This is a genomic window from Cupriavidus phytohabitans (genome assembly GCF_017815025.1).
GTDB lineage: Bacteria > Pseudomonadota > Gammaproteobacteria > Burkholderiales > Burkholderiaceae > Cupriavidus.
Genome location: NZ_JAGIQB010000035.1, coordinates 1 through 23654 on the forward strand (window position 1 = coordinate 1; position 23654 = coordinate 23654).

At 65.3% G+C, this 23654-nt stretch carries 20 protein-coding genes and 1 pseudogene; 8 read left to right on the forward strand and 13 right to left on the reverse strand.

Annotated features, from left to right (window positions below; genetic code table 11):
• Positions 1-141 precede the first annotated feature (141 nt).
• The 4 genes and pseudogenes from J8I34_RS35740 to J8I34_RS35275 form a co-directional block, all read left to right on the forward strand.
• A pseudogene (locus J8I34_RS35740) lies at positions 142-345 on the forward strand (hypothetical protein); the annotation flags it as partial.
• A gap of 174 nt (positions 346-519) precedes the next feature.
• Complete coding sequence (locus tag J8I34_RS22445; RefSeq protein ID WP_209807061.1) at positions 520-1587, forward strand: asparagine synthase-related protein; 1068 nt, start codon at positions 520-522, stop codon at positions 1585-1587.
• Positions 1588-1670: 83 nt separating this feature from the next.
• Complete coding sequence (locus tag J8I34_RS22450; protein WP_245176078.1) at positions 1671-3389, forward strand: ATP-binding cassette domain-containing protein; 1719 nt, start codon at positions 1671-1673, stop codon at positions 3387-3389.
• A 51-nt stretch (positions 3390-3440) separates the two neighbouring features.
• On the forward strand, positions 3441-3569 hold the full coding sequence (locus tag J8I34_RS35275) for a hypothetical protein (RefSeq protein WP_256441851.1): 129 nt from the start codon (positions 3441-3443) through the stop codon (positions 3567-3569).
• 17 nt (positions 3570-3586) lie between these two features.
• On the opposite strand, the gene J8I34_RS22455 is transcribed toward J8I34_RS35275, so the two are convergent.
• From J8I34_RS22455 to J8I34_RS22490, 8 genes are all read right to left on the reverse strand, one after another.
• Positions 3587-4030 carry a DNA-binding protein gene (locus tag J8I34_RS22455; RefSeq protein ID WP_209807062.1) on the reverse strand — a complete coding sequence of 148 codons (444 nt, stop codon included), beginning with the start codon at positions 4028-4030 and terminating at the stop codon, positions 3587-3589.
• Between the two features lie 99 nt (positions 4031-4129).
• Positions 4130-5317: a ribonucleotide-diphosphate reductase subunit beta gene (locus J8I34_RS22460; RefSeq protein WP_029048109.1), complete on the reverse strand. Its 1188-nt coding sequence runs from the start codon at positions 5315-5317 to the stop codon at positions 4130-4132.
• 157 nt (positions 5318-5474) lie between these two features.
• A complete protein-coding gene (locus J8I34_RS22465; RefSeq protein ID WP_209807063.1) occupies positions 5475-8414 on the reverse strand; it encodes a ribonucleoside-diphosphate reductase subunit alpha in 2940 nt (979 codons plus the stop codon).
• A 528-nt stretch (positions 8415-8942) separates the two neighbouring features.
• Positions 8943-9563, reverse strand: a complete 621-nt coding sequence (ampD, locus tag J8I34_RS22470) for a 1,6-anhydro-N-acetylmuramyl-L-alanine amidase AmpD (protein ID WP_209807064.1) — start codon at positions 9561-9563, stop codon at positions 8943-8945.
• A complete protein-coding gene (locus J8I34_RS22475) occupies positions 9560-11227 on the reverse strand; it encodes a sigma-54-dependent transcriptional regulator (RefSeq protein WP_029048106.1) in 1668 nt (555 codons plus the stop codon). The genes ampD and J8I34_RS22475 overlap by 4 nt, the downstream gene beginning before the upstream one ends.
• A 29-nt stretch (positions 11228-11256) precedes the next feature.
• Positions 11257-13425 (reverse strand): sensor histidine kinase, encoded by a 2169-nt coding sequence (locus J8I34_RS22480; protein WP_209807065.1) that lies wholly within the window; start codon positions 13423-13425, stop codon positions 11257-11259.
• Positions 13422-13718 (reverse strand): PP0621 family protein, encoded by a 297-nt coding sequence (locus J8I34_RS22485; protein WP_029048104.1) that lies wholly within the window; start codon positions 13716-13718, stop codon positions 13422-13424. The genes J8I34_RS22480 and J8I34_RS22485 overlap by 4 nt, the downstream gene beginning before the upstream one ends.
• A gap of 6 nt (positions 13719-13724) precedes the next feature.
• Positions 13725-14687, reverse strand: coding sequence for a cytochrome C assembly family protein (locus J8I34_RS22490; protein WP_209807066.1), 963 nt, complete (start codon positions 14685-14687; stop codon positions 13725-13727).
• 129 nt (positions 14688-14816) lie between these two features.
• Here J8I34_RS22490 and ffh point away from each other — a divergent pair, with 129 nt between their 5' ends.
• Entirely contained in the window at positions 14817-16211 is a 1395-nt protein-coding gene (gene ffh / locus J8I34_RS22495; RefSeq protein WP_029048102.1) for a signal recognition particle protein, read from the forward strand.
• Between the two features lie 52 nt (positions 16212-16263).
• Complete coding sequence (locus J8I34_RS22500) at positions 16264-16806, forward strand: hypoxanthine-guanine phosphoribosyltransferase (protein WP_209807067.1); 543 nt, start codon at positions 16264-16266, stop codon at positions 16804-16806.
• A gap of 63 nt (positions 16807-16869) precedes the next feature.
• On the opposite strand, the gene J8I34_RS22505 is transcribed toward J8I34_RS22500, so the two are convergent.
• The 4 genes from J8I34_RS22505 to J8I34_RS22520 all read right to left on the reverse strand — a co-directional run bounded on the left by J8I34_RS22505 (position 16870) and on the right by J8I34_RS22520 (position 21014).
• Positions 16870-17493, reverse strand: coding sequence for a LysE family translocator (locus tag J8I34_RS22505; protein WP_029048100.1), 624 nt, complete (start codon positions 17491-17493; stop codon positions 16870-16872).
• A 157-nt stretch (positions 17494-17650) separates the two neighbouring features.
• The gene (locus J8I34_RS22510) at positions 17651-18550 is read right to left on the reverse strand and encodes a 2OG-Fe(II) oxygenase (protein WP_209807068.1); all 900 of its coding nucleotides are present in this window, start codon (positions 18548-18550) and stop codon (positions 17651-17653) included.
• Entirely contained in the window at positions 18547-19287 is a 741-nt protein-coding gene (locus tag J8I34_RS22515) for a lytic transglycosylase domain-containing protein (protein ID WP_209807069.1), read from the reverse strand. The genes J8I34_RS22510 and J8I34_RS22515 overlap by 4 nt, the downstream gene beginning before the upstream one ends.
• A 5-nt stretch (positions 19288-19292) precedes the next feature.
• Entirely contained in the window at positions 19293-21014 is a 1722-nt protein-coding gene (locus J8I34_RS22520) for a proline--tRNA ligase (RefSeq protein WP_209774264.1), read from the reverse strand.
• Between the two features lie 182 nt (positions 21015-21196).
• Between J8I34_RS22520 and J8I34_RS22525 the strand changes: the two genes are divergently transcribed.
• Complete coding sequence (locus J8I34_RS22525) at positions 21197-21853, forward strand: RNA pyrophosphohydrolase (protein ID WP_029048096.1); 657 nt, start codon at positions 21197-21199, stop codon at positions 21851-21853.
• Entirely contained in the window at positions 21846-22427 is a 582-nt protein-coding gene (locus J8I34_RS22530; protein WP_209774267.1) for a CNP1-like family protein, read from the forward strand. Before J8I34_RS22525 ends, J8I34_RS22530 begins: the two co-directional genes overlap by 8 nt.
• 90 nt (positions 22428-22517) lie before the next feature.
• Here J8I34_RS22530 and proB read toward each other — a convergent pair whose 3' ends face one another.
• Positions 22518-23636 carry a glutamate 5-kinase gene (gene proB / locus J8I34_RS22535; RefSeq protein WP_029048094.1) on the reverse strand — a complete coding sequence of 373 codons (1119 nt, stop codon included), beginning with the start codon at positions 23634-23636 and terminating at the stop codon, positions 22518-22520.
• Positions 23637-23654: the final 18 nt, after the last annotated feature.

The following is a 23654-nucleotide window of genomic DNA, read 5'->3' on the forward strand; positions in this document are numbered from 1 at the left end:
TTCAAGTCATTGAATGTAAACACTTTTCCGGGGCGCCAGGATCGCTTCGGTGGGTCAAAGATGTGTATAACCGCATGAGCTGAGCTAGCGCAGACCGTCCCCCAGAACGTTAGCAGGCAATTCTGGGGGCCATACTTCATTATTGTCTACGACAAACTCCAGAACAGGTTTGTGGTCCTGGCCGATCCTTGTGGTCAGCATCCAGTGTTCTATCGCCTCGCTGCCGACGGCACCTTGCACGTCGGCAACCGGATTGACGACTTCGCGCAGTTGGGCGGCGCCTGCCGTGAGCCAGATCTCTCTTTTCTGCATCAGTTTCTCGCGCATGGATATGGTGAATCAACGGGAACGGGCTGGAGAGGAGTATCACATCTCCCGCCGGGCCACGCATTGCGTTGGAAGCGCGTTGCAGCTCCGGAACTATTCCGCGCTTGGTCACCTTGGCCCTCACGAAAACCTCGCGATCAAGCAGACTTCGTAGATCTGCTCACCATGGTGCACAGCTCGATGTTGCGAGGCGTGGATGCCATCACTCTCGAGCTCTCTGGTGGACTGGATTCCACCGCACTTGCGGTAGCTTTGCAGCGAGCGAAATTGAATACGCGAACACTGGCAATCACCCATTTCGATCCAACTCGAACGTCATCCAATGAAGTCGCGATCGCCCGGCATGTCGCTAGGCACTGCGGCATAAACCATAGGGCGTATCCACTGTTGGCAAAGCTGCCATTCACTTCCATAGATGCCATCCCAGCTGTCGCGCAACCCGCTACAAAGCTTTGCTTTCTTGCGCGCGACCAAGACATGGAGAAAGCGGGCATCCCCGTCGAACGCGGCATATTGTTGAATGGTCACGGGGGCGATTCGCTGTATCTCGCCCCACCACCGTTCTGCGTGGTCGTTGATGCCGCCGCGAGCCTGCACCTGATGCGCGCCGTCTCCGCGCTAAGGGACCTTGCCATTCATTACCGTCTGCCGTTATACAGCGTACTGAAATTCGCATTCGGCGGTGCCTTTGATCATCTCGGTGGTTCACACGCCCAACAAGCTCAAACAGTTATACAGCAAGCGCCAAGGGAGCGACCCGCGACCTTGTACGACGATGTACTGCGTGGCGCGACACTAAGACTAAGGCCGGCCAGGCGATATCAGATCGCAGCGCTGGGGGCCGTCCTTGATGACGCGCTGGTGCAGCCCTACCCGAAAGGAGGCCGGCCTGTCATGCCCTTTCTTGCTCAACCGATTGTTGAGCATGCAATGCAAATGAATCTCGAGGAAGCCTTCTCCGCCGACCACAATCGGCTCAGTGTGCGGAAGGCTGTGTATCGTGCGTCAGGCTTGGTAACTCTCTGGCGGACAGACAAGGGCGACATCATGCACTCTGCGCTGCAGGGCATCAAAGTGAACAACGCCCACGTCCTTGAGACATGCCTGGAGGGGTGGGCGGCGTCTGCCGGGCTCCTCGACGTTGTCAGCTTGAGCAAGCTCATAAAGCGCGCGGCACTGGGATATCCCGCTGGCTTGATGGAGATTACCCGGATCTATGCCGTGGAAATGTTCGTGCATGGACTTCGTCGAAATGTGTAACAGGGTCATGCGCGATGCAAAGCCATGGCGATGCCAAGCTGGTCCAGAGTCCCACATGACTTTGATACCTGAAGGTGATGACAATGAGGTTTCTTTTGGATTTGTATAAGGACTGGATCTTCGCCTACCGAATCTCGGTCAGAAAATATCCGGCCTTGCCAATCCACTTCTGCGGCGCAACGTTGTTTGTAGCGCTGTGCGCGGCATTGTCAACGCTAGTCCCCTACCTCTTGGGTGAGGCAACCAATGCTCTATCTGTGGAAGCCCCGCATAGCGCTACAGGTTCGCCGGTACTTCTCGCAGCCGCTTATGGACTTGCCTGGACCACCGCTCGCGCGTTCGATTGGCTGAAAGCCATGCTTTCCGCGGCCGTTCTCGCAAGATGTGATGCCGCATTCCATCACGCCATCTTTGCCAGACTCATCAGGGTTGACTACCCGCGCCTGACTGCAGAAGATCCGGGCAGCCTGGTTTCAGTCATCGCACGAAGTCGTGCAGCTTTCAGTGCAATCACGTTTGCTGTGTTCTGGGCAATAGTCCCGACTGTTCTCCAGCTGATACTGTCCAGCGTCGTTCTGTGGCAATTGACCGACGGCGCGTTCGCTCTAGGATTTGCCGTATCCATGTTGCTTCTCTTCGCCGCGACATGGTTCCTCGCGGACAAAAGCAAGAGCGCTCATGAGGAGATCTTCAGCGGTGCCGACCTGCTGTCGAGCCATCTTGTTGAAAAGCTCGGCTTCATGCTCGACATCAAACTCAACAACGCGTACGCGAGAGAGGATGCCGCGTTGCACCGCACGCTTGATGTCTATATCGGCAAATTGACCCACGGAAACACCCGGCTCGCACTTCTGCTTGCGACGCAAGCCATCTGCACCGGCCTTTTGCTCACGCTCTTCACGGTGACGACCGCATATGGCGCCATCCATTCGACATTCCGCGCAGGCGACTTCGTCATGATTGTTGGCTACATCGTGACACTGGCGATACCTTTCACTACCCTTGCGGGATCGCTGTCCGATTTGCGCCGCAACCATCTCGCGTTACGCGAGAGCTTTGGGCTTCTGGAGCTACCAGTCGAGCGCGGAGAATCTAGCCTGCATATGGATCGGACGGCGAACGAAGTCTTTCGCATCGAGCACGCAGTTGTCACACAAGGCCAGAAGCAGATTTTGCGCCGCGTGAACATCACTATCAGGCAGGGCGAGCTTGTCGCGCTCACCGGGCCATCGGGGGCGGGCAAATCGAGCCTGGTCCAATTGATGCTCGGACTCGCCCGCCCCGCAGCTGGCACTGTTTACCTTTTTGGCGCGGACGTCGGCAAGCTGTCCATCAGCGATATCGCTGGCGAAGTCGCTGTCGCGCCTCAGGCGCCGATGATCCTCACCGGCTCACTCAGGACGAATCTGACCTACGGCTGTGACAACCCGCCGTCAGACCACAAGCTGCACGAACTCGTTGCGTTGCTTGAACTGCATGAGATCGCCGCAGACGGAAACGGCGATATCCTGGATCGACCGCTGGGCATTCAAGGCAGGGCCCTGTCAGGTGGGGAACGCCAGCGTGTCGCGCTGGGCCGTGCGCTCGCGCGCCGCCCGGCGGTCATCATTCTGGATGAACCCACATCCTCGCTCGATCCAGAACGCGAGGCGCGAATCTTCGCACGTGTCCGGCAACGGGTACCAACGGTGATAGTGGTTACGCATCGCCATTCGCTGGTCCAGGCGGCAGATCGCGTATATCGCGTCGCGAACGGCAGGGTCCAAGAGCATTCTCTGAGCGTTGCGAACACCACGGGGTGACCAGGCAAGGATCATCAGCTTCTCGCCGGTCATGCAAACGTTGCCGACGGCATGCTCGGCGGGACGACGGCCACGGCGTGCATCGGCGCGATCAACTGCCTTGCGAACTTTGGCGGCTTCGTCTGCCCGTACCTGATGTTCGATTCGCTCGCCCGCCCCGGCTATCGAACAATCGTGTGACTTCCAGTGCGTTGCCGTTACCCCACCAGCGCCCGAAACTCCCGCGCCATGGCAGGCACCACCTGACTGGCGCAACGGACAAGATTGAATTGCATGGCCGTGCCGGCGACATCCAACAGGATCGGGTCAATGCTGTAATCGCGCTGATCCAGCCATATCAGCACATCCAGCAAGTGCCGGAGTGTGGTGCTGCCTTCATGCACCGGCGCCGGGAAAGACTCGGGATAGCCGATCATCAACTTGCGCATGTTCTGGCGGGACATGCCGACGGCATCGGCGATATCGGTAAGTCCCACCAGATCGGGAACCGCTTCGATCAGCGTAGCGGACGGCATGGCGCGCCGGGCATCGGCAAGGGCGCTCACCATGGCCGCCTTCGCACAATCTGCCTCGCGGAAAAATGAACCTATAATTGAACTCCGGTACGTAACATTTTTCCACTCCTCGATCGAATTGGTCATCCCCCGAAAGCGGTAGAGAGCATGCCAAATATGAAAAAAGGGAGCCTCTCGGCTCCCTTTTTTACGACGAATTTGGACAAACTGCTTGCTTCTTCTTCCTCAATCCCAGCTCAACGCCCCACCCGTCTGATACTCAATAACCCGAGTCTCAAAGAAGTTCCGCTCCTTCTTCAAATCAATCATCTCACTCATCCACGGGAACGGGTTCTCCTCATTCGGGAACAGCTGATCCAACCCAATCTGCTGGCACCGACGATTGCAGATGAACCGCAGGTAAGACTTGAACATCGGCGCATTCAGCCCCAGCACGCCACGCGGCATGGTGTCCTCAGCATAACGATATTCAAGATCAACAGCCTTCTTGAACAACTCAGTAATCTCAGCCTTAAACTCCGCCGTCCAAAGATGCGGATTCTCCAGCTTGATCTGATTAATCAGATCAATCCCAAAATTGCAGTGCAGCGACTCATCCCGCAGGATGTACTGATACTGCTCCGCAGCCCCAGTCATCTTGTTCTGCCGCCCCATCGCCAAAATCTGCGTGAAGCCCACATAGAAGAACAGCCCTTCCATGATGCAGGCGAACACGATCAGCGACTTCAGCAGCTTCTGGTCATTTTCCGGCGTGCCGGTCTTGAATGACGGATCGGTCAGCGTGTCGATGAACGGGATCAGGAACTCGTCCTTGTCGCGGATCGATTGCACTTCGTGGTACGCGTTGAAGATCTCGGCTTCGTTCAGGCCCAGCGATTCGACGATGTACTGGTAGGCGTGCGTGTGGATGGCCTCTTCAAAGGCCTGGCGCAGCAGGTACTGGCGGCATTCCGGCGCGGTGATCTGGCGGTAGGTGCCCAGCACGATGTTGTTGGCGGCCAGCGAGTCGGCGGTGACGAAGAAGCCGAGGTTGCGCTTGATGATGCGGCGCTCGTCTTCGGTCAGGCCGTTGGGGTCTTTCCACGTCGCGATGTCGCGCGACATGTTGATTTCCTGCGGCATCCAGTGATTGGCGCAGCCGGCCAGGTACTTTTCCCACGCCCACTTGTACTTGAACGGGACGAGCTGGTTGACGTCGGTCGAGCCGTTGATGACGCGCTTGTCGGCGGCGTTGACGCGGCGGTTGCTTTGCGCGGCGGCGGCGTTGGGGTTGTTGCCCAGGATGCCGGCTTGCGTGGCGCTCGGCGGCAGGACGCCTTGCTGGTCAGCGGTGGCAGCCGATGCAGCGGGTTGCAGGGCAGGCTGCGGTGCGGCCTGCGGGGTGGCTTGAACGTCGTCGTCCCAGCTCAGCATGATGTTGTTCTCCGTGATTCGGTTTGGGGGGCGCGGTCGTTGGTCAGGTTTGACGCTTCACTTCGTTGATGCGCCGGCCCTCACCCCCGCCCCTCTCCCGCATGCGGGAGAGGGGAGCAAACAGGGGGTGGTTTTTTGCTTTCTAGTGTTTTTTGCCTTATTGGCAGGCTTCGCACTCTTCAAAGCCAGGGTCGCCCGGGCGCATCGTGCAGACCGCGCCTTCGGCTTCCGGCATGGCCGGGGCCGATGCGGCAGCGGCGTCCATGGCGGAGCCGCTGTCGCTACCCGACGACACCGCGTTCAGCGAGCCGCGCGACACGGTGGACTTCTCCACGTGCGTGGCAGCCATGGTGCGCAGGTAGTACGTGGTCTTCAGGCCGCGCAGCCAGGCCAGCTTGTAGGTGTCGTCCAGCTTCTTGCCCGAGGCGCCGGCCATGTAGATGTTCAGGGACTGGGCCTGGTCGATCCACTTCTGGCGGCGGCTGGCGGCTTCGACCAGCCAGGTCGGCTCGACTTCGAACGCGGTGGCGTAGATGTCGCGCAGGTCTTGCGGAATGCGGTCGATGCGCGACAGCGAGCCGTCGAAGTACTTCAGGTCGGCGACCATCACTTCGTCCCACAGGCCGCGTTCCTTCAGGTCGCGCACCAGGTAGTCATTGACCACGGTGAACTCGCCCGACAGGTTCGACTTGACGTACAGGTTCTGGAACGTCGGCTCGATGCACGCGGACACGCCGATGATGTTCGAGATCGTGGCGGTCGGCGCGATCGCGATGCAGTTCGAGTTGCGCATGCCGTGCTGCTTGATGCGGGCGCGCAGGCTGTCCCAGTCCATGCTGCTCGACAGGTCCACGTCCAGGTAGCCGCCGCGCTCTTCGGCCAGCAGCTTGAGCGAGTCCTGCGGCAGGATGCCGCGGTCCCACAGCGAGCCGGTGTAGGTCTCGTAGCGGCCACGCTCTTCGGCCAGCTCGGTGGAGGCCTGGTAGGCGTAGTAGCACACGGCTTCCATCGAGCTGTCGGCGAACTTCACCGCGGCGTCGCTGGCGTACGGCGTGCGCAGCACGTGCAGGCAGTCCTGGAAGCCCATGATGCCCATGCCGACCGGACGGTGGCGTAGGTTGGAGTTGCGGGCCTTTTCGACAGCGTAGTAGTTGATGTCGATGACGTTGTCGAGCATCCGCATGGCGGTGCGGATGGTCTTCTGCAACTTGGCGTGGTCGAGCACGTACGAGCCATCGGCCTGCTTGGCCAGGTGGGCGACCAGGTTGACCGAGCCCAGGTTGCAGACGGCGATCTCGCTGTCATTGGTGTTCAGCGTGATTTCCGTGCACAGGTTGGAGCTGTGGACGACGCCGACGTGCTGCTGCGGGCTGCGGATGTTGCACGGATCCTTGAAGGTGATCCACGGGTGGCCGGTTTCGAACAGCATGCCCAGCATCTTGCGCCAGAGCTGCATGGCCGGAACCTTCTTGAACAGCTTCAGTTCGCCGCTGGCGGCCTTGGCTTCGTAGCCGAGGTAGGCCTGCTCGAACGCCTTGCCGACCTTGTCGTGCAGGTCCGGGCAGGTGGACGGCGAGAACAGCGTCCATTCGCCGTTTTCCATCACGCGCTTCATGAACAGGTCCGGAATCCAGTTGGCCGTGTTCATGTCGTGGGTACGGCGGCGGTCGTCGCCGGTGTTCTTGCGCAGCTCCAGGAATTCTTCGATATCCAGGTGCCACGTTTCCAGGTAAGCGCAGACGGCGCCCTTGCGCTTGCCGCCCTGGTTCACTGCCACGGCGGTGTCGTTTACCACCTTGAGGAAGGGCACGACGCCTTGCGACTTGCCGTTGGTGCCCTTGATGTGCGAGCCGAGCGCGCGCACGTTGGTCCAGTCATTGCCCAGGCCGCCGGCAAACTTGGACAGCAGCGCGTTTTCCTTGAGCGCTTCGTAGATGCCTTCCAGGTCGTCCGAGACGGTGGTCAGGTAGCACGACGACAGCTGCGAGCGCTGGGTGCCCGAGTTGAACAGGGTCGGCGTGGACGACATGAAGTCGAACGACGACAGCAGCTGGTAGAACTCGATGGCGCGCGCTTCGCGATCGGTTTCGTTGAGGGCCAGGCCCATGGCGACGCGCATGAAGAATGCCTGCGGCATCTCGATGCGGGTCTCGTCGATGTGCAGGAAGTAGCGGTCATACAGCGTCTGCAGGCCCAGGTAGTTGAACTGGAAGTCGCGGCCGGCGTCCAGCGCGGCGCCCAGGCGGGCCAGGTCGAAGGTGGCCAGCTTCTCGTCCAGCAGCTCGGCCTTGATGCCGCGCGCGATGAATTTCGGGAAGTACTCGGCGTAACGCGTGGTCATTTCGGCCTGCGTCACTTCGGCGCCCAGGATTTCCTTGCGGATGGTGTGCAGCAGGATACGGGCGGTGACCTGGCTGTAGTCCGGGTCCTTTTCGATCAGGGTACGCGCGGCCAGGATGGCGGAGTCGTACACCTGCGTCATCGGCACGCCTTCGTACAGGTTCTTGAGCGTTTCCTTGAGGATCGGCTCGGCGCTGACGGCCTTGCCCAGGCCGGCGCAGGCGTTGTCGAGCAGGGCGTGCAGCGCGACGATGTCGAGCGGCTTGCTCACGCCGGCATCGGTCACGTTGATGTTGACACCGGCTTCCTGCACGCGGGCCACGGCCTCGGCGCTGGCGCTGGCGCGCTCGGCCTTGCGCTTTTCGCGGTAGAGCACGTAGGCGCGGGCCACTTCATGCTCGCCCGAGCGCATCAGCGCCAGTTCCACGTGGTCCTGCACGTCTTCGATGTGGATGGCGCCGCCGCTCGGGCGGCTGCGCACCAGTGCGCGCACGACGTTGTCGGTCAGCTGCTCGACGATCTCGCGCACGCGCGCGGATGCGGCGCCCTGCCCGCCGTTGACGGCGAGAAAGGCCTTGGTCATGGCCACGGCGATCTTGGACGGCTCGAACGCCACCACGGCGCCATTACGACGGATGATCTTGTGATCCGGGTAGTTGGTGGAAGCGGCGCTGGAGGTCTGCTGTGCGTTCGGTGCCTGGTTGGCAACGCCTGCGGCGGCGCTACCCGTGGTGAGTTCGTTCTGGGCCGTTTGCATGTGAAGTCCTGTTTTTAGCCTGGATATAAGAGACAAAAGAGTCCCTGGCGAAATGCGGCGGAAAGAAGGATCCGTTTCGGTGTGACCGCGCACGGACAAACTGCCTCTGCGTGAACATTTCGCCAGGGACTCTTTGTGATTCGCCAGCCTTGCGGAGGTTTCCTGACGGGTTGCACTCACTGCACAACCGCCACCTCACACTTGGGCCAGCTCCCCGGTTTGACTACTAGATATAGTGGGTGCTGCTGAAAACTGGGCTAAGTATAGTGAAACGAATCCGAATGACCAGTCTTGACAACCGCTATTTCGGGGTCGTTTCCGGGCGAAGCTGGCGGGTGCGGCAGCGCCACATGCCCGGGAGCCTAGTGCACACAAGGGTTTCAGAGAAACCATTCGCAACTGCACATTTCACAAAAATTTTTTTGATTGTTGCGAGCATGCGATAGCCCCTAATCTGCTTGGGGCATGTGCGCCGGAATGGGGCGCACGACTGGGCGCACGACCGCAGGGAATGACGTTACGAACGGATCACGCGCAGGGGTGCCGATAGGGCAACATGCCTTGCGGCACGGCTGCACTGGCGGCGAAGCGGTCCCAGTCGAAATGCGGGCCAGGATCGGTCTTGCGTCCCGGAGCAATGTCGCTGTGGCCGGCGATCGCCCGTACCGGGTAGGCCGCCATCAGGGCCGGCACTAGCGCGGCCACGGTGTCGTATTGGGCGGAGGTGAACGGCAGGTCGTCGCAACCCTCGATCTCGATGCCGATCGAGAAGTCGTTGCAGCGCGTGCGGCCAAAGAAGTCCGACTGGCCGGCATGCCAGGCCCGCTGCGTGCACGGCACGAACTGCACCAGCTCGCCCTGCCTCGTCACCAGGAAGTGCGCGGACACCTGGACCTGATGGATGGTGGCGAAGAACGGATGCTTGTCCGGGTCGAGCCGGTTCTGGAAGAACGCCTCGATGTCGCCGCTGCCGAACTGGCCGGGCGGCAGGCTGATGTTGTGCAGCACCACCAGGTCCACCGGCATGCCCGGCGGGCGCTGGTCGAAATTGGGCGACGGCACGCGGCGGGCGGCGGGCACCCAGCCGCCGGCGTCGGGCAGGAAAGCCTGCGCGGACGCGGGCAGGTTGGGCTGACTGGGCGTGGTCATGGCGTGCCCTCGCCCGTGCCGTCGCCGGCGTTCTCGGCCACGCCGCGGTCGGCGGCGTCCATGGCTTCGCGGATGCCCAGCTGCTGGATGCGGTAGCGCAGTTGGCGCAGGTTCAGGCCCAGCAGCGGCGCGGCGGCGGTGCGGTTGAAATTGGTCTGCGCCAGCGCCTGCAGGATCAGCTCGCGCTCGACGGCTTCGAGCCGGGCCGGCAGGTCGATCGGGAAGACGATGCCGCGGCAGGCGCGCTCGGTGGCATCACCGGCGGGCTCGGGCTGGGCGGTGGACGGTGCGGCGGGCTGTGAGGCGGGCTGTGGCGCGGCAGCGGGTTCGGCCACTATCGCGGGCGCGGGCGTCGCCGCGGGCGGCATCGGCGCCCACACTCCCGGTGCGCCCCAGGGGGCGTACTGGGTCGCAGGCAACGGTGACGCCATCGCGGGCGCGGGCGCCGTCAGCCCGGCGCCGGGCGCGCCGGCATCCAGCGAGCCGAGGTCGGCCACCTCGATCTGCTCGCTCTCGGCAAAGGCGTAGGCGCGCTCGAGCAGGTTCTCCAGCTCGCGGACGTTGCCGGGGAAGCGGTAGGCGGCCAGCTGTTCCAGCGCGGCCGGCGCCAGGCGCTTGGGATGGGGGTCGCCGTAGCGCACGGCCAGGTGGTCCAGGATGGCGCGCGCCAGCACCGGGATGTCTTCGCCGCGCTCGCGCAGCGTGGGCATGCGCAGCGCCAGCACGTTCAGGCGGTAATACAGGTCCTGGCGGAACTGGCCGGCGGCGACCATCGCGGCCAGGTCCTTGTGGCTGGCGCACATCACGCGCACGTCGACGGCGTCTTCACGGCTGGCGCCGATCTTGCGCACGCGGCGCTCCTGCAGCGCGCGCAGCAGCTTGACCTGCATGGCCAGCGGCAGGTCGGCCACCTCGTCGAGCAGCAGCGTGCCGCCGTTGGCGGCGTGGAAAAAACCGCCGCGCTCGCCATCGGCGCCGGTGAAGGCGCCTTTGACGTGGCCGAAGAACTCCGACTCCATCAGCGTCTCGGGGATGGCGCCGCAGTTGACCGCGATAAACGGGTGCGAGGCGCGCGCGCTGATCGCGTGGATGGCGCGCGCGGCGCGCTCCTTGCCACTGCCGGATTCGCCGCTGATGACCACCGGGGCCATGCTGCGCGCCAGCCGCGACAGCGAGCGGCGCACCTCGTGCATGGCGGCGGAATGGCCGGGCAGCAACGCCGCGGCCCGGTCGGCGGCGGCATCCGCGCCGGCGCTGCCGCCGGCATCGGCTTCGGTGCTGTCGCGCTGCTGGCGGCCGAGCGCGTTGAGCACCAGGCTGCGCAACTGCTCCAGCGAGACCGGCTTGGCGATGTAGTCGAAGGCGCCGGCCTTGAGCGCCTCGACGGCGTTGTCGGCGCTGCCGTAAGCGGTGATGACCGCCACCGGGATGCGTTCGGGCGCGGCCGACAGCTGCCGCACGATCTCGATGCCCAGGCCGTCTCCCAGCCGCATGTCGGTCAGCACCAGGCTGTAGCGGCCCTGCGCCAGCTTTTGCCGCGCCTCGGCCAGCGAGCCTGCCAGCACCACGTCATGGCCCATGCGCCGGATGGAGATGTCGAGCAGCTCGCGCAGGTCGGCCTCGTCGTCGATGACGAGAATGGGATCGGGCGTTCGGGGTGGCATGGCGGTGGGTGTGGATGGGCGGACGCCGTTCATGCGACGGCCGCATCGGCGGTCTCGATGCGCAGCGTCAGCACGAAGGCCTTGGCCGGCAGTGTATCGCGCGCGGCCGCGGCCAGCACGCCGGTGCGCTCGATCAGCGCCGGCACCGAGACCGCGCCGTAGCGCACCTGCGCGTCGTTGGCGCCGCACAGCTCGCGCGCCATGAACAGGCCCAGGCCGGTGCCCTGGGCGTTGCTGGTGAAGAAAGGCTCGAACAGGCTGCGCTGGTGCTCGCGCGAGACCTCGGCGCCGTCGTTCCAGACGATCAGCTCGGCATGGTGCTGGTCCAGCGCGTGCGCCAGCAGCCGGATCGAGCCCGGCAGCCGGCTGCAGTAGCGCCAGGCGTTGTCGAGCAGGTTGCCCAGCACCTGCTGCAGCTGCGCGGCGTCGAACACCACCGGCTGGGCCACGTCCACGGTCAGGCGGATGGCGTTGGCGTTGATGTCGGCGCGGCCGGCCGGTCGGGTCTCGCCGGCGTGTGGACGGCGCGAACGCATTTCCAGGCGCCAGCGCTCGACGATCTCGGGCAGCGCCTGCGCCAGGTGCACGGTGCTGCGGCCGGTGCGCGGGCGGCGCGACATCTGCAGCACATCGGACACCACCTGGTCGAGCCGGCGCACGTTGTCGTGGATGATGCGCAGCAGGCGCGCATCGATATCGACATCGGCGCCGCCGGTGTTGTCTGAACGATCCGCCGCTGCAGGCCCCTGGCGCGCGGAGTCGGCCAGCAGCTCGCTGGCCTGGCTGATGGCCGCCAGCGGGTTGCGGATCTGGTGCGCGATGCTGGCCACCAGCCGGCCCATCGCGGCCAGCTTTTCCTGCTGCACCTGTTCGGCGATGCGCTCCCAGCTTTCGATATGGACCAGCACGGTGTCACGCATCTCGCTGCGCAGCAGCGCTTCGTCTTCCTGCGACCAGGCCATGGCCTCGTTCTGCGCGATGGCCAGGCGCAGGCGGGCGGCGGCCTCGGGGGACAGTTCGTTCCAGGCGGCGGTATCGAGTTGCGACGGCACGGTGCGCCCGTGCGCCAGCGTCGAGCGCAATCCCGCCAGCCCCGGCAGCACGAAACGCAGCCGCAGCCGGGTGTGCTGCATGGTGCCGTCGGCCAGGGCGGTGCCGGACGCCATCGGCAGCAATTGCAGGATGCGCGGCACGTCGTCCTTGCTGCGCAGCCAGTCGCGCAGCATTTCCATCAGCGGCTGCAGGCGCGGGATGCGGCGCAGGTCGAACAGCACGGTGTCGCCATCGCGGCCCTGCCCCGCCGGCGCACCCAGCCGGCGCGAATAGATGCGCTCATGCGCCTGCACGCCCAACAGCACCACCGCCGCCGGGTTCGCCGCCACCACGGCGCCGTTGGCGCGCACCAGCATCACGCCGTCCTGCATGTCGTTGACCATCAGCCGGTTGACCAGCTGCTGCATCCGCAATTCCTGCTCGCGCGCCAGCGCCAGCCGCTCCTGCGCGAGCTGGCGGTTGGCCAGCATGTACATCAGCAGCGCCGCGATCATGAACACCAGCCCGAACAGTCCCGAACCCAGCAGCCCGGCATCGGCCTGACGCAGCAGGATGGTGTGCATGAAAGGGCCGCCCATCACCACCAGCGCGGAGATCGACGCGGCAAAGAGCGCGAACGGCAGGCTGGTGAGCGCACCGGCTTCGAGCGCGGGCAGCAGGAAGATCATGGCGAGGCCGTCGGCCTGGCCCTGGCTGCCCGGGTGGCCCATGGCGTGGAACACCAGCGCCAGCAGCGCCAGGTCAGCCAGCACCTGCACGCGCACGCGCAGGTGGAAATGGCGGCGCCAGAGTGTGCCGGCGAGCATCGCCAGCGCAATGCCAAGGTAAGGCACGGCGACCGTCATGGCCGCCGCATGCTCGACACCGGCCAGCCCGAATGGCAGATCCGGCAGCAACGAATGCGGCAACGGCGGCAACGGCGGCAATGGCGGCAATGGCGGCAATGGCGGCAATGGCGCCGGCGCGGGCTCGCCGCGCCGCATCAGCGCATAGCCAAGCAGCAGCAGACCCACGGCCACACGGGTCCAGCAGAAATAGCGCAGCAGGCGCCAGTGGAATTCGGGCGGTTCAGGCTGACGCCACAGCTGCGCCAGGCCGCGCCAGGCGTTCAGCCGCTGCCAGCCTGACGGCGCCGGTTCGGTCATGGGCGCGCGCCGCCGCCGTCGGTGTGGCTGGCCTCGTCAGGCAGGTGGCTGCGGCGGCAGTAGTGCAGGCCGCGCCAGGCGATGGCTTCGCCCATCGGCAGGTGTACGCCGCATTGGGCGCACTGGACCATCGGTTCAGCGTCGGCGGGCTGGCCGGCATTGGCGTGGGCGCGCGCGGCGGCTTCGCTGGCTTGCTGCCGCGCGCGTTGCTGCGCCAGCCGCGCTTCGGCGCGGGCGCGCAGCCACCAGAAGACGCCCAGCACCACGGCCAGCAGGATCAGGATACGTGCCATGGTGTCTCAGAAACGGTGCAGGACTACTTCAATCACAAAGCGGCTGCCGACATAGGCCAGCAGCAGGATGCCGAACGAGGCGATCACCCAGCGCAGCGCCACCTTGCCGCGCCAGCCGCGGAAGATGCGCCCGGCCAGGATGCCGCCGAACATGGCCCACGAAATCAGCGCGAACACGGTCTTGTGGTCCATCCGGAAAGCGCGGCCGAACAGTTCTTCGGAGAACAGCAGGCCCGAGCCGATCGTCAGTGTCAGCAGCACGAAGCCGGCGCCGATCAGGCGGAACAGCAGCTTCTCCAGTGTCAGCAGCGGCGGCAGCAGGTCCAGCCAGCGGCCCAGCCACTGGCTGGGTTGCGTGCCATTGGCCTCGGCCGGCCGTGCCGGGACGTGGCGGAAACCGTGCAGCCGGCGCTCGGCCAGCAGCATCAGGAAGGCATGGAACGCCGCCAGCGTGAACAGCCCGTACGCCACGTTGGCGATGATGAAGTGCAGCTTGAACAGCGGCTGCGCCGCGTAGCCCAGGATCTGCGAGCCCGGAAAGGCCAGCGGCATCAGGCTCGCGACCAGCGCCACCGGGATCACGATCAGCCCCAGCCCGGCCAGCGAGAAGAAGAAGCTCTCGATCCAGTAGATGCCCACGCCAAGCCACAGCATGGCCGACAGCGCGAAGGCAAAGCCGAACACCATGCGGTCGGACGGGAAGATGGTTTCGTGCAGCAGCATGCCGTGGCAGGCCAGCGCCGCCAGCATCAGCACGTGCCACCAGGCCGGCCGGCCCTCGCCGTGCGCGCCGCCCGCCGGTGGCAGGGCGCTGCCGGGGCCGCCGGCGACCAGCACGGCCGAGGCCGCGCCGCCGGATTGTCCGGCCTTGGCGGCCGTAGAGGCAACGCCGGCATGGCGCGTGGCCCAGCCGTGCCAGGCCAGGCCGCAATAGAGAAGTGCCGTCAGGGCATACAGTACAATGACCATTTGCGCAGTTTACCTTAGTGCCCACGGACGGTGGCGGCCGGTTGAACCGGTGCTCCAGCCTGCAACTGGCACGGGCCTGCCCCGTTTTCAGACCGAGCCCCTGCTCCGATATCTCCCCCGATTCCTGCCATGCTGGACAATCTCACTCAACGCCTGGCGCGTGTGGTCAAGACCATGCGCGGCGAGGCGCGCCTGACCGAGGCCAACACCGCCGAGATGCTGCGCGAAGTGCGCCTTGCCATGCTCGAAGCCGACGTGGCGCTGCCGGTCGTGCGCGAATTCATCGCCCGCGTCAAGGAAAAGGCGCTGGGCGAGGATGTGATCACCAGCCTCACGCCGGGCCAGGCGCTAGTCGGCGTGGTCCAGCGCGAGCTGACCTCGGTCATCGGCGGTGCCGAGGCCGCCGGCGGCAATAACAAGGAAGCCGAGCTGAACCTGAACGTGCAGCCGCCCGCCATCATCCTGATGGCCGGCCTGCAGGGTGCGGGCAAGACCACAACCGTCGGCAAGCTGGCGAAGTGGCTGAAGGAAAACAAGAAGAAGAAGGTGCTGACGGTTTCTTGCGACGTCTACCGCCCCGCCGCTATCGCCCAGCTGAAGACCGTTTCCGAGCAAGTCGGCGCTGACTTCTTCCCGTCGCAGCCGGACCAGAAGCCGGTCGAGATCGCCCGCGCGGCGGTGGACTGGGCGCGCAAGCATTACCACGACGTGCTGATCGTCGATACGGCTGGCCGCCTGGGTATCGACGAGTTGATGATGCAGGAAATCGCCGCCTTGCACGCTGAGCTGAAGCCCGCCGAGACGCTGTTTGTGGTCGACGCCATGCTCGGCCAGGACGCGGTCAACACCGCCAAGGCGTTCAACGACACCCTGCCGCTGACCGGCGTGGTGCTGACCAAGCTGGACGGCGATGCGCGCGGCGGTGCCGCGCTGTCGGTGCGCCATATCACCGGCCGGCCGATCAAGTTCGTCGGCGTCGGCGAAAAGCTGGACGGGCTGGAGCCGTTCTACCCGGACCGCATGGCCCAGCGCATCCTGGGCATGGGCGACATCATGGCGCTGGTCGAGGAAGCCCAGCGCGGCGTCGACATGGACGCGGCCGAGAAGCTGGCCAAGAAGATCAAGAAGACCGGCGATTTCGACCTGGAAGACTTCAAGGCCCAGATCGGCCAGATGAAGAAGATGGGCGGCATGGCCAGCCTGGTCGACAAGCTGCCGGCGCAGTTCGCCCAGCAGGCGCAGGGCGCCAACATGGACCAGGCCGAGAAGCAGGTGGCCCGCATGGAAGGCATCATCAACAGCATGACGCCGGCCGAGCGCGCCAAGCCCGACCTGATCAAGGCCAGCCGCAAGCGCCGCATTGCCGCCGGCGCCGGCGTGCCGGTTCAGGAAGTCAACCGCCTGCTGAACCAGTTCGACCAGATGCAATCCATGATGAAAAAGCTCAAGGGCGGCGGCATGATGAAGATGATGCGCCAGATGGGCGCGATGAAGGGCGGCATGAAGGGCCTCTTCAATCGTTGAGCCCGGGCTGCACTACGATCCGCCTCCCCCGCAAAAGAACAGGAAAGACATCATGATGAGCGCCGTTCAGGCCCGCGAGCTGTGGGCCAACTCCGAAGAAATCGTTTCGGCCGAGGAAGTCCAGGCATCGCTGGACCGCATGGCCGCCGAGATCACCGCCAAGATGGGCGATGCCTTCCCGCTGGTGCTGTCCGTGATGGGCGGCGCGGTGGTGTTCACCGGCATGCTGCTGCCCAAGCTGGCGTTCCCGCTTGAGTTCGACTACATCCACCTCTCGCGCTACAACAACAAGACCGTTGGGGGCGAGATGCAGTGGCGCGTGGCACCGCGCGAGTCGGTCAAGGACCGCGTGGTGCTCGTGCTGGACGACATCCTGGATGAAGGCGAAACCATGGCCGCGATCCGCGAGCGCATCATGGACATGGGCGCCAGGGAATTCCACGCCGCGGTGCTGTGCGAGAAGACGCTGACCAAGCTCAAGCCGATGCATCCGGACTTCTGCGGCTTTGCGGTGCCGGATCGCTATGTGTTTGGGTGCGGGATGGATGCCAAGGGGTATTGGCGGAATCTGGGCGCGATCCGGGCGCTGATGTGATCTTGGATCGCTGGGGATTTTCTCCCCTCTCCCCTGTACAGACCGGAGAGGGGAGAAGATACATCACGCGTGGTGCGAGCCCAAGATCGGCCACAGCGACGCCAGCAGCAACACCGCCATCCCGACATTGAACGCGCGCAGCACTTTCGGCTGCGCCAGCCAGCGCCGCAGCGCCGAGCCGCACAACGCCCACATCGCCACGCTGGGCAGGTTCACCACCCCGAATATTCCGGCCAGCATTAGCACGTTGAGCCACAGGTTGCCGTGCAACACATAGGTGCTACACGCGCCTACGGCCATCACCCACGCCTTGGGATTGACCCACTGGAACGCCGCCGCGGCCCAGAAGCCCATCGGCCGCGCCACCTGCTGGTCCTGCACGCCGCCGGCCGTGGCGAGCTTCCACGCCAGCCACACCAGATAGATAGTCGCCGCCACGCGCAGCACCTGCCAGGTCCACGGGAAGGCGTGAAACAGCGAGCCCAGCCCCAACCCGACCAGCGCCACCATCAGCGCAAAGCCAATGCTGACGCCGAGCAGGTGCGGCACCGTGCGCAAGAACCCGAAGTTCACGCCGGAAGCCAGCAGCATCGTGTTATTCGGACCGGGGGTGATAGACGACACCAGCGCAAAGCCGGCGAAGGCGGCAAAGACACCAGTGCCGGCGGCAAGCTGGGATACTTCCATGACTGACTCCAGGGGCGTTCAGGAAATCAGTCTACGGTCAGTTTCCGGTACAGTACCGGTACACTTTTCCACTAAATCGCCGATACAGGATTGGCTCGGCCAATGCTCCACGCTGATGACCGCGCATGGCTTGCCTGGAGAGGTCGGACGGGGGAGGTCAGGCCTCGCTGCGATACGGGCGCTCGCGCAGCCACTTGGTGGCAATCCACTTCTCCCCCGCCGCCACCGGCAGGCCGGCATGCAGCGTGCGCTCGTCCAGCGCGCCGTCGGGCAGCAGGTAGCTGAAGTAGACCGCGTTGCCCTTTACCGGCGCCACTTCCAGCCCCACGCGCGGAAACGCGGTGGCGCCCCCGGCCTCGGGCGTGTTCAGGTAGATCACCAGCGTGGCGATGCGCTGGCCGCCGACTGTCAGCTGGCGTGCCTCGCCCGGCCGCTGCGGGTTGAAGAAATCGAAATGCGGCTGGTATTCGCCGCCGGGCTTGTAGTTGAGGATCTGCAAGCCTTCGCCGTGTTCGGCCGGCACGCCGGTGACCGCGGCGATGCGCGCCTCGATGCGCTCGATCAGCGCATGCTCGCCAACCTGGAACATGGCGCCCATGCTGGTGCGGGCGTCGATCAGGTTCTCGTCGCCGGTATCGGGGTTGACCACCGGCGAGCGTGCCAGCCGGCCGCGCGACAGCGCCACCAGCGCGTCGCATTCTTCGGCGCTCAGCAATTGCTGGTACAGGCGGATCTGCGGCGAGGCGAGCCGGAAGAGGATCGGCACCTGGCGATCGCCGCCGTCGGCCAGATAGGATGCCTCGGTGGTCTTGGCCCGGGGTGCCGCCGTGCGCGCCGGCTCCGGCTTGGCCGGGCCGCGCGCTGCAGTGTCCGCACCGAACGCCGCCGCCACGGCCCGGCGCGCAAAGCTGTCGTCATAGCCCGAACGCAGCATCGACAGCACCAGTGCATCGGCGCCAAAGCCCTGCGCGACATGCCGGGCCAGCCATTGCTCCAGTTCGGGCGAGGATTCGGTATAGCCGGCCTTGCCGCCGGCAACGGATGCTTCGCGGATCATGACGGGTTGGCGACGCGGCGCGGCGAGAAAGGGTTGCGTTCCGGCGGGTCGGACGGCAGCGCACGCGGGGCGCGCGGCGGTGCATTGTCCGGATCGCCGGCGACCGTGACCGAGGCTTCGGAGTACTGCCAGCGCTTCCACGCCGCCAGTACGGCGTTGGGATATTCCGCGCGGCCGCGGCTGCCGTTGTAGCGGCCCAGCGCCAGGTACAGGTCGCCCTGCTCGCGGTCGAGGTAGTAGCGCAGGATGGTGCAACCGTAGCGCAGGTTGCTCTGCAGGTGGAACAGCTTGCGCGGGTCGTTGTCGCCGATGGCGCGGACCCAGAACGGCATCACTTGCATCAGCCCGCGCGCGCCGGCCGAGCTGATCGCATACTTGCGGAAATTGCTCTCGACCTGGACCAGGCCCAGCACCAGCGAAGGTTCCAGCCCGGCGCGCTTGGCCTCGTAGTAGGCGACCTCGATCAGTTCCACGCGCACCTGCGGCTCGGGGATGCGCGTGGCCAGGCGGGAAGACATTTCGCCCAGCCACTTCAGGTAGGCCAGGCGCTCGCCGCCGGAAGCAAAGACCGGCCGCGTGGGCCGGTCGTCGGCAATCGCGGCGGCCAGCGCGCCGCGCACGGAATCTGCCAGGTCTTCTTCCTTCTGCGCGCCGGCATGCGCGGCCGCCGCGGCCAGCGCCAGCAGCAGCCCGCCAGCAAGGCGGCGGGCGGCAGGCATTGCGCGTGCGGCGCGCATCGGGCTCAGTTCGCCAGCTGGTTGCGCACGTGGCTGACCACGTCGGCCACGCTGACCGCGGTGGCCTGCGCGTCACGCCGGCCCTGGTATTCGACCTTGCCTTCCTTCAGGCCGCGGTCGCCCACCACCACGCGGTGTGGCACGCCGATCAGTTCCCAGTCGGCGAACATCACGCCCGGGCGCTCGCCGCGGTCGTCGATGATGACGTCGATGCCGGCAGCCAGCAGCTCGGCATGGATGCGGTCGGCCTCTGCCTTGACGGCCTCGGAGCGGTCGTAGCCGACCGGGCAGATCACCACTTCGAACGGCGCGATCGCAGCCGGCCAGATGATGCCGCGCTCATCGAAGTTCTGCTCGATCGCGGCGCCCAGGATACGGGTGATGCCGATGCCGTAGCAGCCCATCTGCATCGGCTGGGTCTTGCCGTTCTCGTCCAGGAAGGTGGCGTTCATCGATTCCGAGTAACGCGTGCCCAGCATGAACACGTGGCCCACCTCGATGCCGCGGCAGATCTCCAGCGTGCCCTGGCCGTCCGGCGAGGCATCGCCCGCCACCACGTTGCGCAGGTCGGCCACGATCGGCTCGGGCAGGTCGCGGCCCCAGTTGACGCCGGTGTAGTGGTAGTCGCGGTAGTTGGCGCCGCAGACAAAGTCGCTCATGTTGGCGACGGTGCGGTCGGCCACCACCTTGACCGGCTTCTTCATGTCGATCGGGCCCAGGTAGCCCGGGGGCGAGCCGAAGGCGTCGACGATCTCGTTCTCGGTGGCAAAGCGGAACTCGGCCAGCCCCGGCACCTTGGAGGCCTTGACCTCGTTCAGCTCATGGTCGGCGCGGATCAGCAGCATCCAGATCTGGACGCCGGCTTCGCTTTCCGTGGCCAGCACGATCGACTTGACGTTGGTCTCCAGCGGGATGTTCAGGAATTCGGCCACCTGCTCGCACTTGACCTTCTCCGGGGTGAAGGTCTTGACCAGGTCTTGCTTGGGCGCGGCGCGCTCCGCCAGCAGCGGCAGCGCCTCGGCGGCCTCCATGTTGGCGGCGTAGGCCGAGGTCGGGCAGTAGACGATGGCGTCCTCGCCGGTATCGGCGATCACGTGGAATTCATGCGAACCCGAACCGCCGATGGCACCGTTGTCAGCCGCCACTGCGCGGAATTCCAGCCCGAAGCGGCTGAAGATGCGCACGTAGGCGTCGTACATGTTCTCGTACGACTTGCGCAGGCCATCGGTGTCGCGGTCGAAGGAATAGGCGTCCTTCATGGTGAACTCGCGGCCGCGCATGATGCCGAAGCGCGGCCGGCGCTCATCGCGGAACTTGGTCTGGATCTGGTAGAAATTGAGCGGCAGCTGCTTGTAGCTGCGGATCTCGCTGCGGGCGATGTCGGTCACCACCTCTTCCGAGGTGGGCTGCACGGCGAAGTCGCGCTCGTGGCGGTCCTTCAGGCGCAGCAGTTCGGGGCCCATCTTGTCCCAGCGGCCGGTCTCCTGCCACAGCTCGGCCGGCTGGATCACCGGCATGGACATTTCCACCGCGCCGGCGCGGTTCATTTCCTCGCGCACGATGTTCTCCACCTTGCGGATCACGCGCAGCCCGATCGGCATGTAGGTGTAAATGCCGGCGCCCAGCTTCTTGATCATGCCGGCGCGCATCATCAGTTTGTGCGACACGATTTCCGCGTCGGCGGGCGCTTCCTTGAGGGTGGAAATGAAGAATTGCGAGGCTTTCATCCGTAGCTTTCTCTCGAGGCCGCAACGCCTGCCCGGCCAATTCCGGGAGCGGCGGCACTGATTTGTCGCGCACGCGCCTGAAACTGCCCTTCTGCTCGGGGAAAACCAGCATCCCCCCGCCAGAGCCCGGCTGCGCGCTTCCTTTATAATCAGCGTAATTCTAAAGGATTCGAGGTGCAGTCATGCTCGATCGTGAAGGCTTTCGCCCGAACGTCGGCATCATCCTCCTCAACGCACGCAACGAGGTTTTCTGGGGCAAGCGCATCGGCGAACACTCCTGGCAGTTTCCGCAGGGCGGCATCAAGTACGGCGAGACGCCGGAACAGGCCATGTACCGCGAACTGCATGAGGAAACCGGCTTGCTCCCGGAGCACGTCAGGATCGTTGGTCGCACGCGCGACTGGCTGCGTTACGAGGTGCCGGACAAGTTCATCCGCCGCGAGATCCGCGGCCACTACAGGGGCCAGAAACAAATCTGGTTCCTGCTCCGCATGGCGGGCAGGGACTGCGATATTCACCTGCGGGCAACCGACCATCCGGAGTTCGATGCCTGGCGCTGGAGCCACTACTGGGTGCCGCTGGATGCGGTGATCGAGTTCAAGCGCGATGTCTACCAGATGGCGCTGACGGAGTTGTCGCGCTTCCTGAACCGGCATCCGCGCGTGCCGCTGAGCCCCTATGGCACGCATGCGCATGGCCGCCATGGCGGCGGCCAGCGCGGCATTGCGCCCGCAGTCGCCGGCCAGCCGCCAAGGCCCGCCGATGGCGGCAGCGCGGCTGCGCAAGAGACCGTTTCGCCGGCCGCGCCGGTTACCAACGCACGGAGTACTGATGACTAGTTGCACCGGCCCGGGCCGCCGCGGCGGCCTGACCGCTGCCGGCCTGCTGCTTGCCGCCGCCACGCTGGCGCTGGCGGGCTGCAAGACCACCGGCAAGGAGATAGCGGAAGAAGAAAGTACCTGGCTCAGCCCCTTCGCGCCCAAGACCTTCGAGGAAGCGAAGGCGATGCTGCCGGCGCCGCCGCAGGATGCCAACCTGGTTCCGTTCTCGGTCTCCGGCACCGGAACGCTGTCGTTCGCGGTGGACAGCAAGTCGGTCTCGGTCGGCAAGGACAACGTGGTGCGCTACACCGTGGTCACCACCAGCCAGAGCGGCGCCCGCAACGTGACCTTCGAAGGCATGCGCTGCGACGCGTTCGAGCGCAAGCTCTACGCCACGCTGCCCAAGGGCGCCACCGAATGGGTGCCAAACACCAGCGACTACGGCGAGGCCTGGCACCGCATGGAAACCGGCGTGCGCAACGCCTACGCTGCCACGCTGGCCATCGAGTTCTTCTGCCAGGGCCGCACGGTGGCCGGCAAGCCGGAAGACATGGTGCGCGAGCTGCAATCGCGCGCGCCCAGCGGACGCTGAGCCGGGCGGCATCGGGTAAGAAAAAACGGCGGGACTGCCTGGCAGTTCCGCCGTTTTTTGTTGGAGCGCTCGGTGGCGCTCTGGTGCCGCTCAGACCAGCACGAGGTTGTCGCGGTGGATCAGCTCGGGCTCGTTCAGGTGGCCCAGCACCGACTCGATCTCCGATGAAGGCTTGCGCGCGATCAGCCGCGCCTCGGCGCTCGAATAGTTGGTGATACCGCGCGCCACTTCCTTGCCCTGCGGGTCGACGCAAGCGATCACCTCGCCGCGGGCAAATTCGCCCTGCACCTCGACCACGCCGATCGGCAGCAGCGACTTGCCGCCGCCGGTCAGCTTTTCGACCGCGCCGTTGTCGATCACCACGCGCCCGCGCAGTTGCAGGTGGTCGGCCATCCATTGCTTGCGCGCCGTGAGCCGGCCCGTCGGCGCCAGCAGCTGGGTGCCGATGGCCTCGCCCGCGGCCAGCCGCTCAAGCACGTTGGCCTCGCGCCCGGACGCGATGATGGTGTGTGCGCCGGACTTGGCGGCGCGCTTGGCCGCCAGGATCTTGGTCAGCATGCCGCCGCGCCCGATCGAGGTGCCGGCGCCACCCGCCATGGCTTCCAGTTCGGGCGTGCCGGCCATGGCCTCGTCGACGAACTGCGCCGCCGGGTCCTTGCGCGGGTCGGCGGTGTACAGGCCGCGCTGGTCGGTCAGGATCACCAGCGCGTCGCCTTCGATCAGGTTGGTCACCAGCGCGCCGAGCGTGTCGTTGTCGCCGAACTTGATTTCGTCGGTGACCACGGTGTCGTTCTCGTTGATGATCGGCACCACACCCAGTGAAAGCAGCGTCAGCAGCGTGGAACGCGCGTTCAGGTAGCGCTCGCGGTCGGCCAGGTCGGCGTGGGTCAGCAGCACCTGCGCGGTGCGGATGCCGTAGCGCGTGAACTGGCTTTCATAGACCTGCGCCAGGCCCATCTGGCCGACGGCGGCGGCGGCCTGCAGCTCGTGGATTTCCTTCGGCCGGCGCACCCAGCCCAGGCGCTGCATGCCTTCGGCGATGGCGCCGGAGCTGACCAGCATCACTTCCTTGCCCGCCACGCGCAGTTTGGCGATCTGCGATGCCCAGCGGGCGATGGCGTCGTGGTCCAGTCCCTTGCCATCATTGGTGACCAGGCTGGAGCCGACTTTGACGACGATGCGCTTTGCCTGCGCGATGACCGATTGCATGGCGGGAATCCTGTCTCC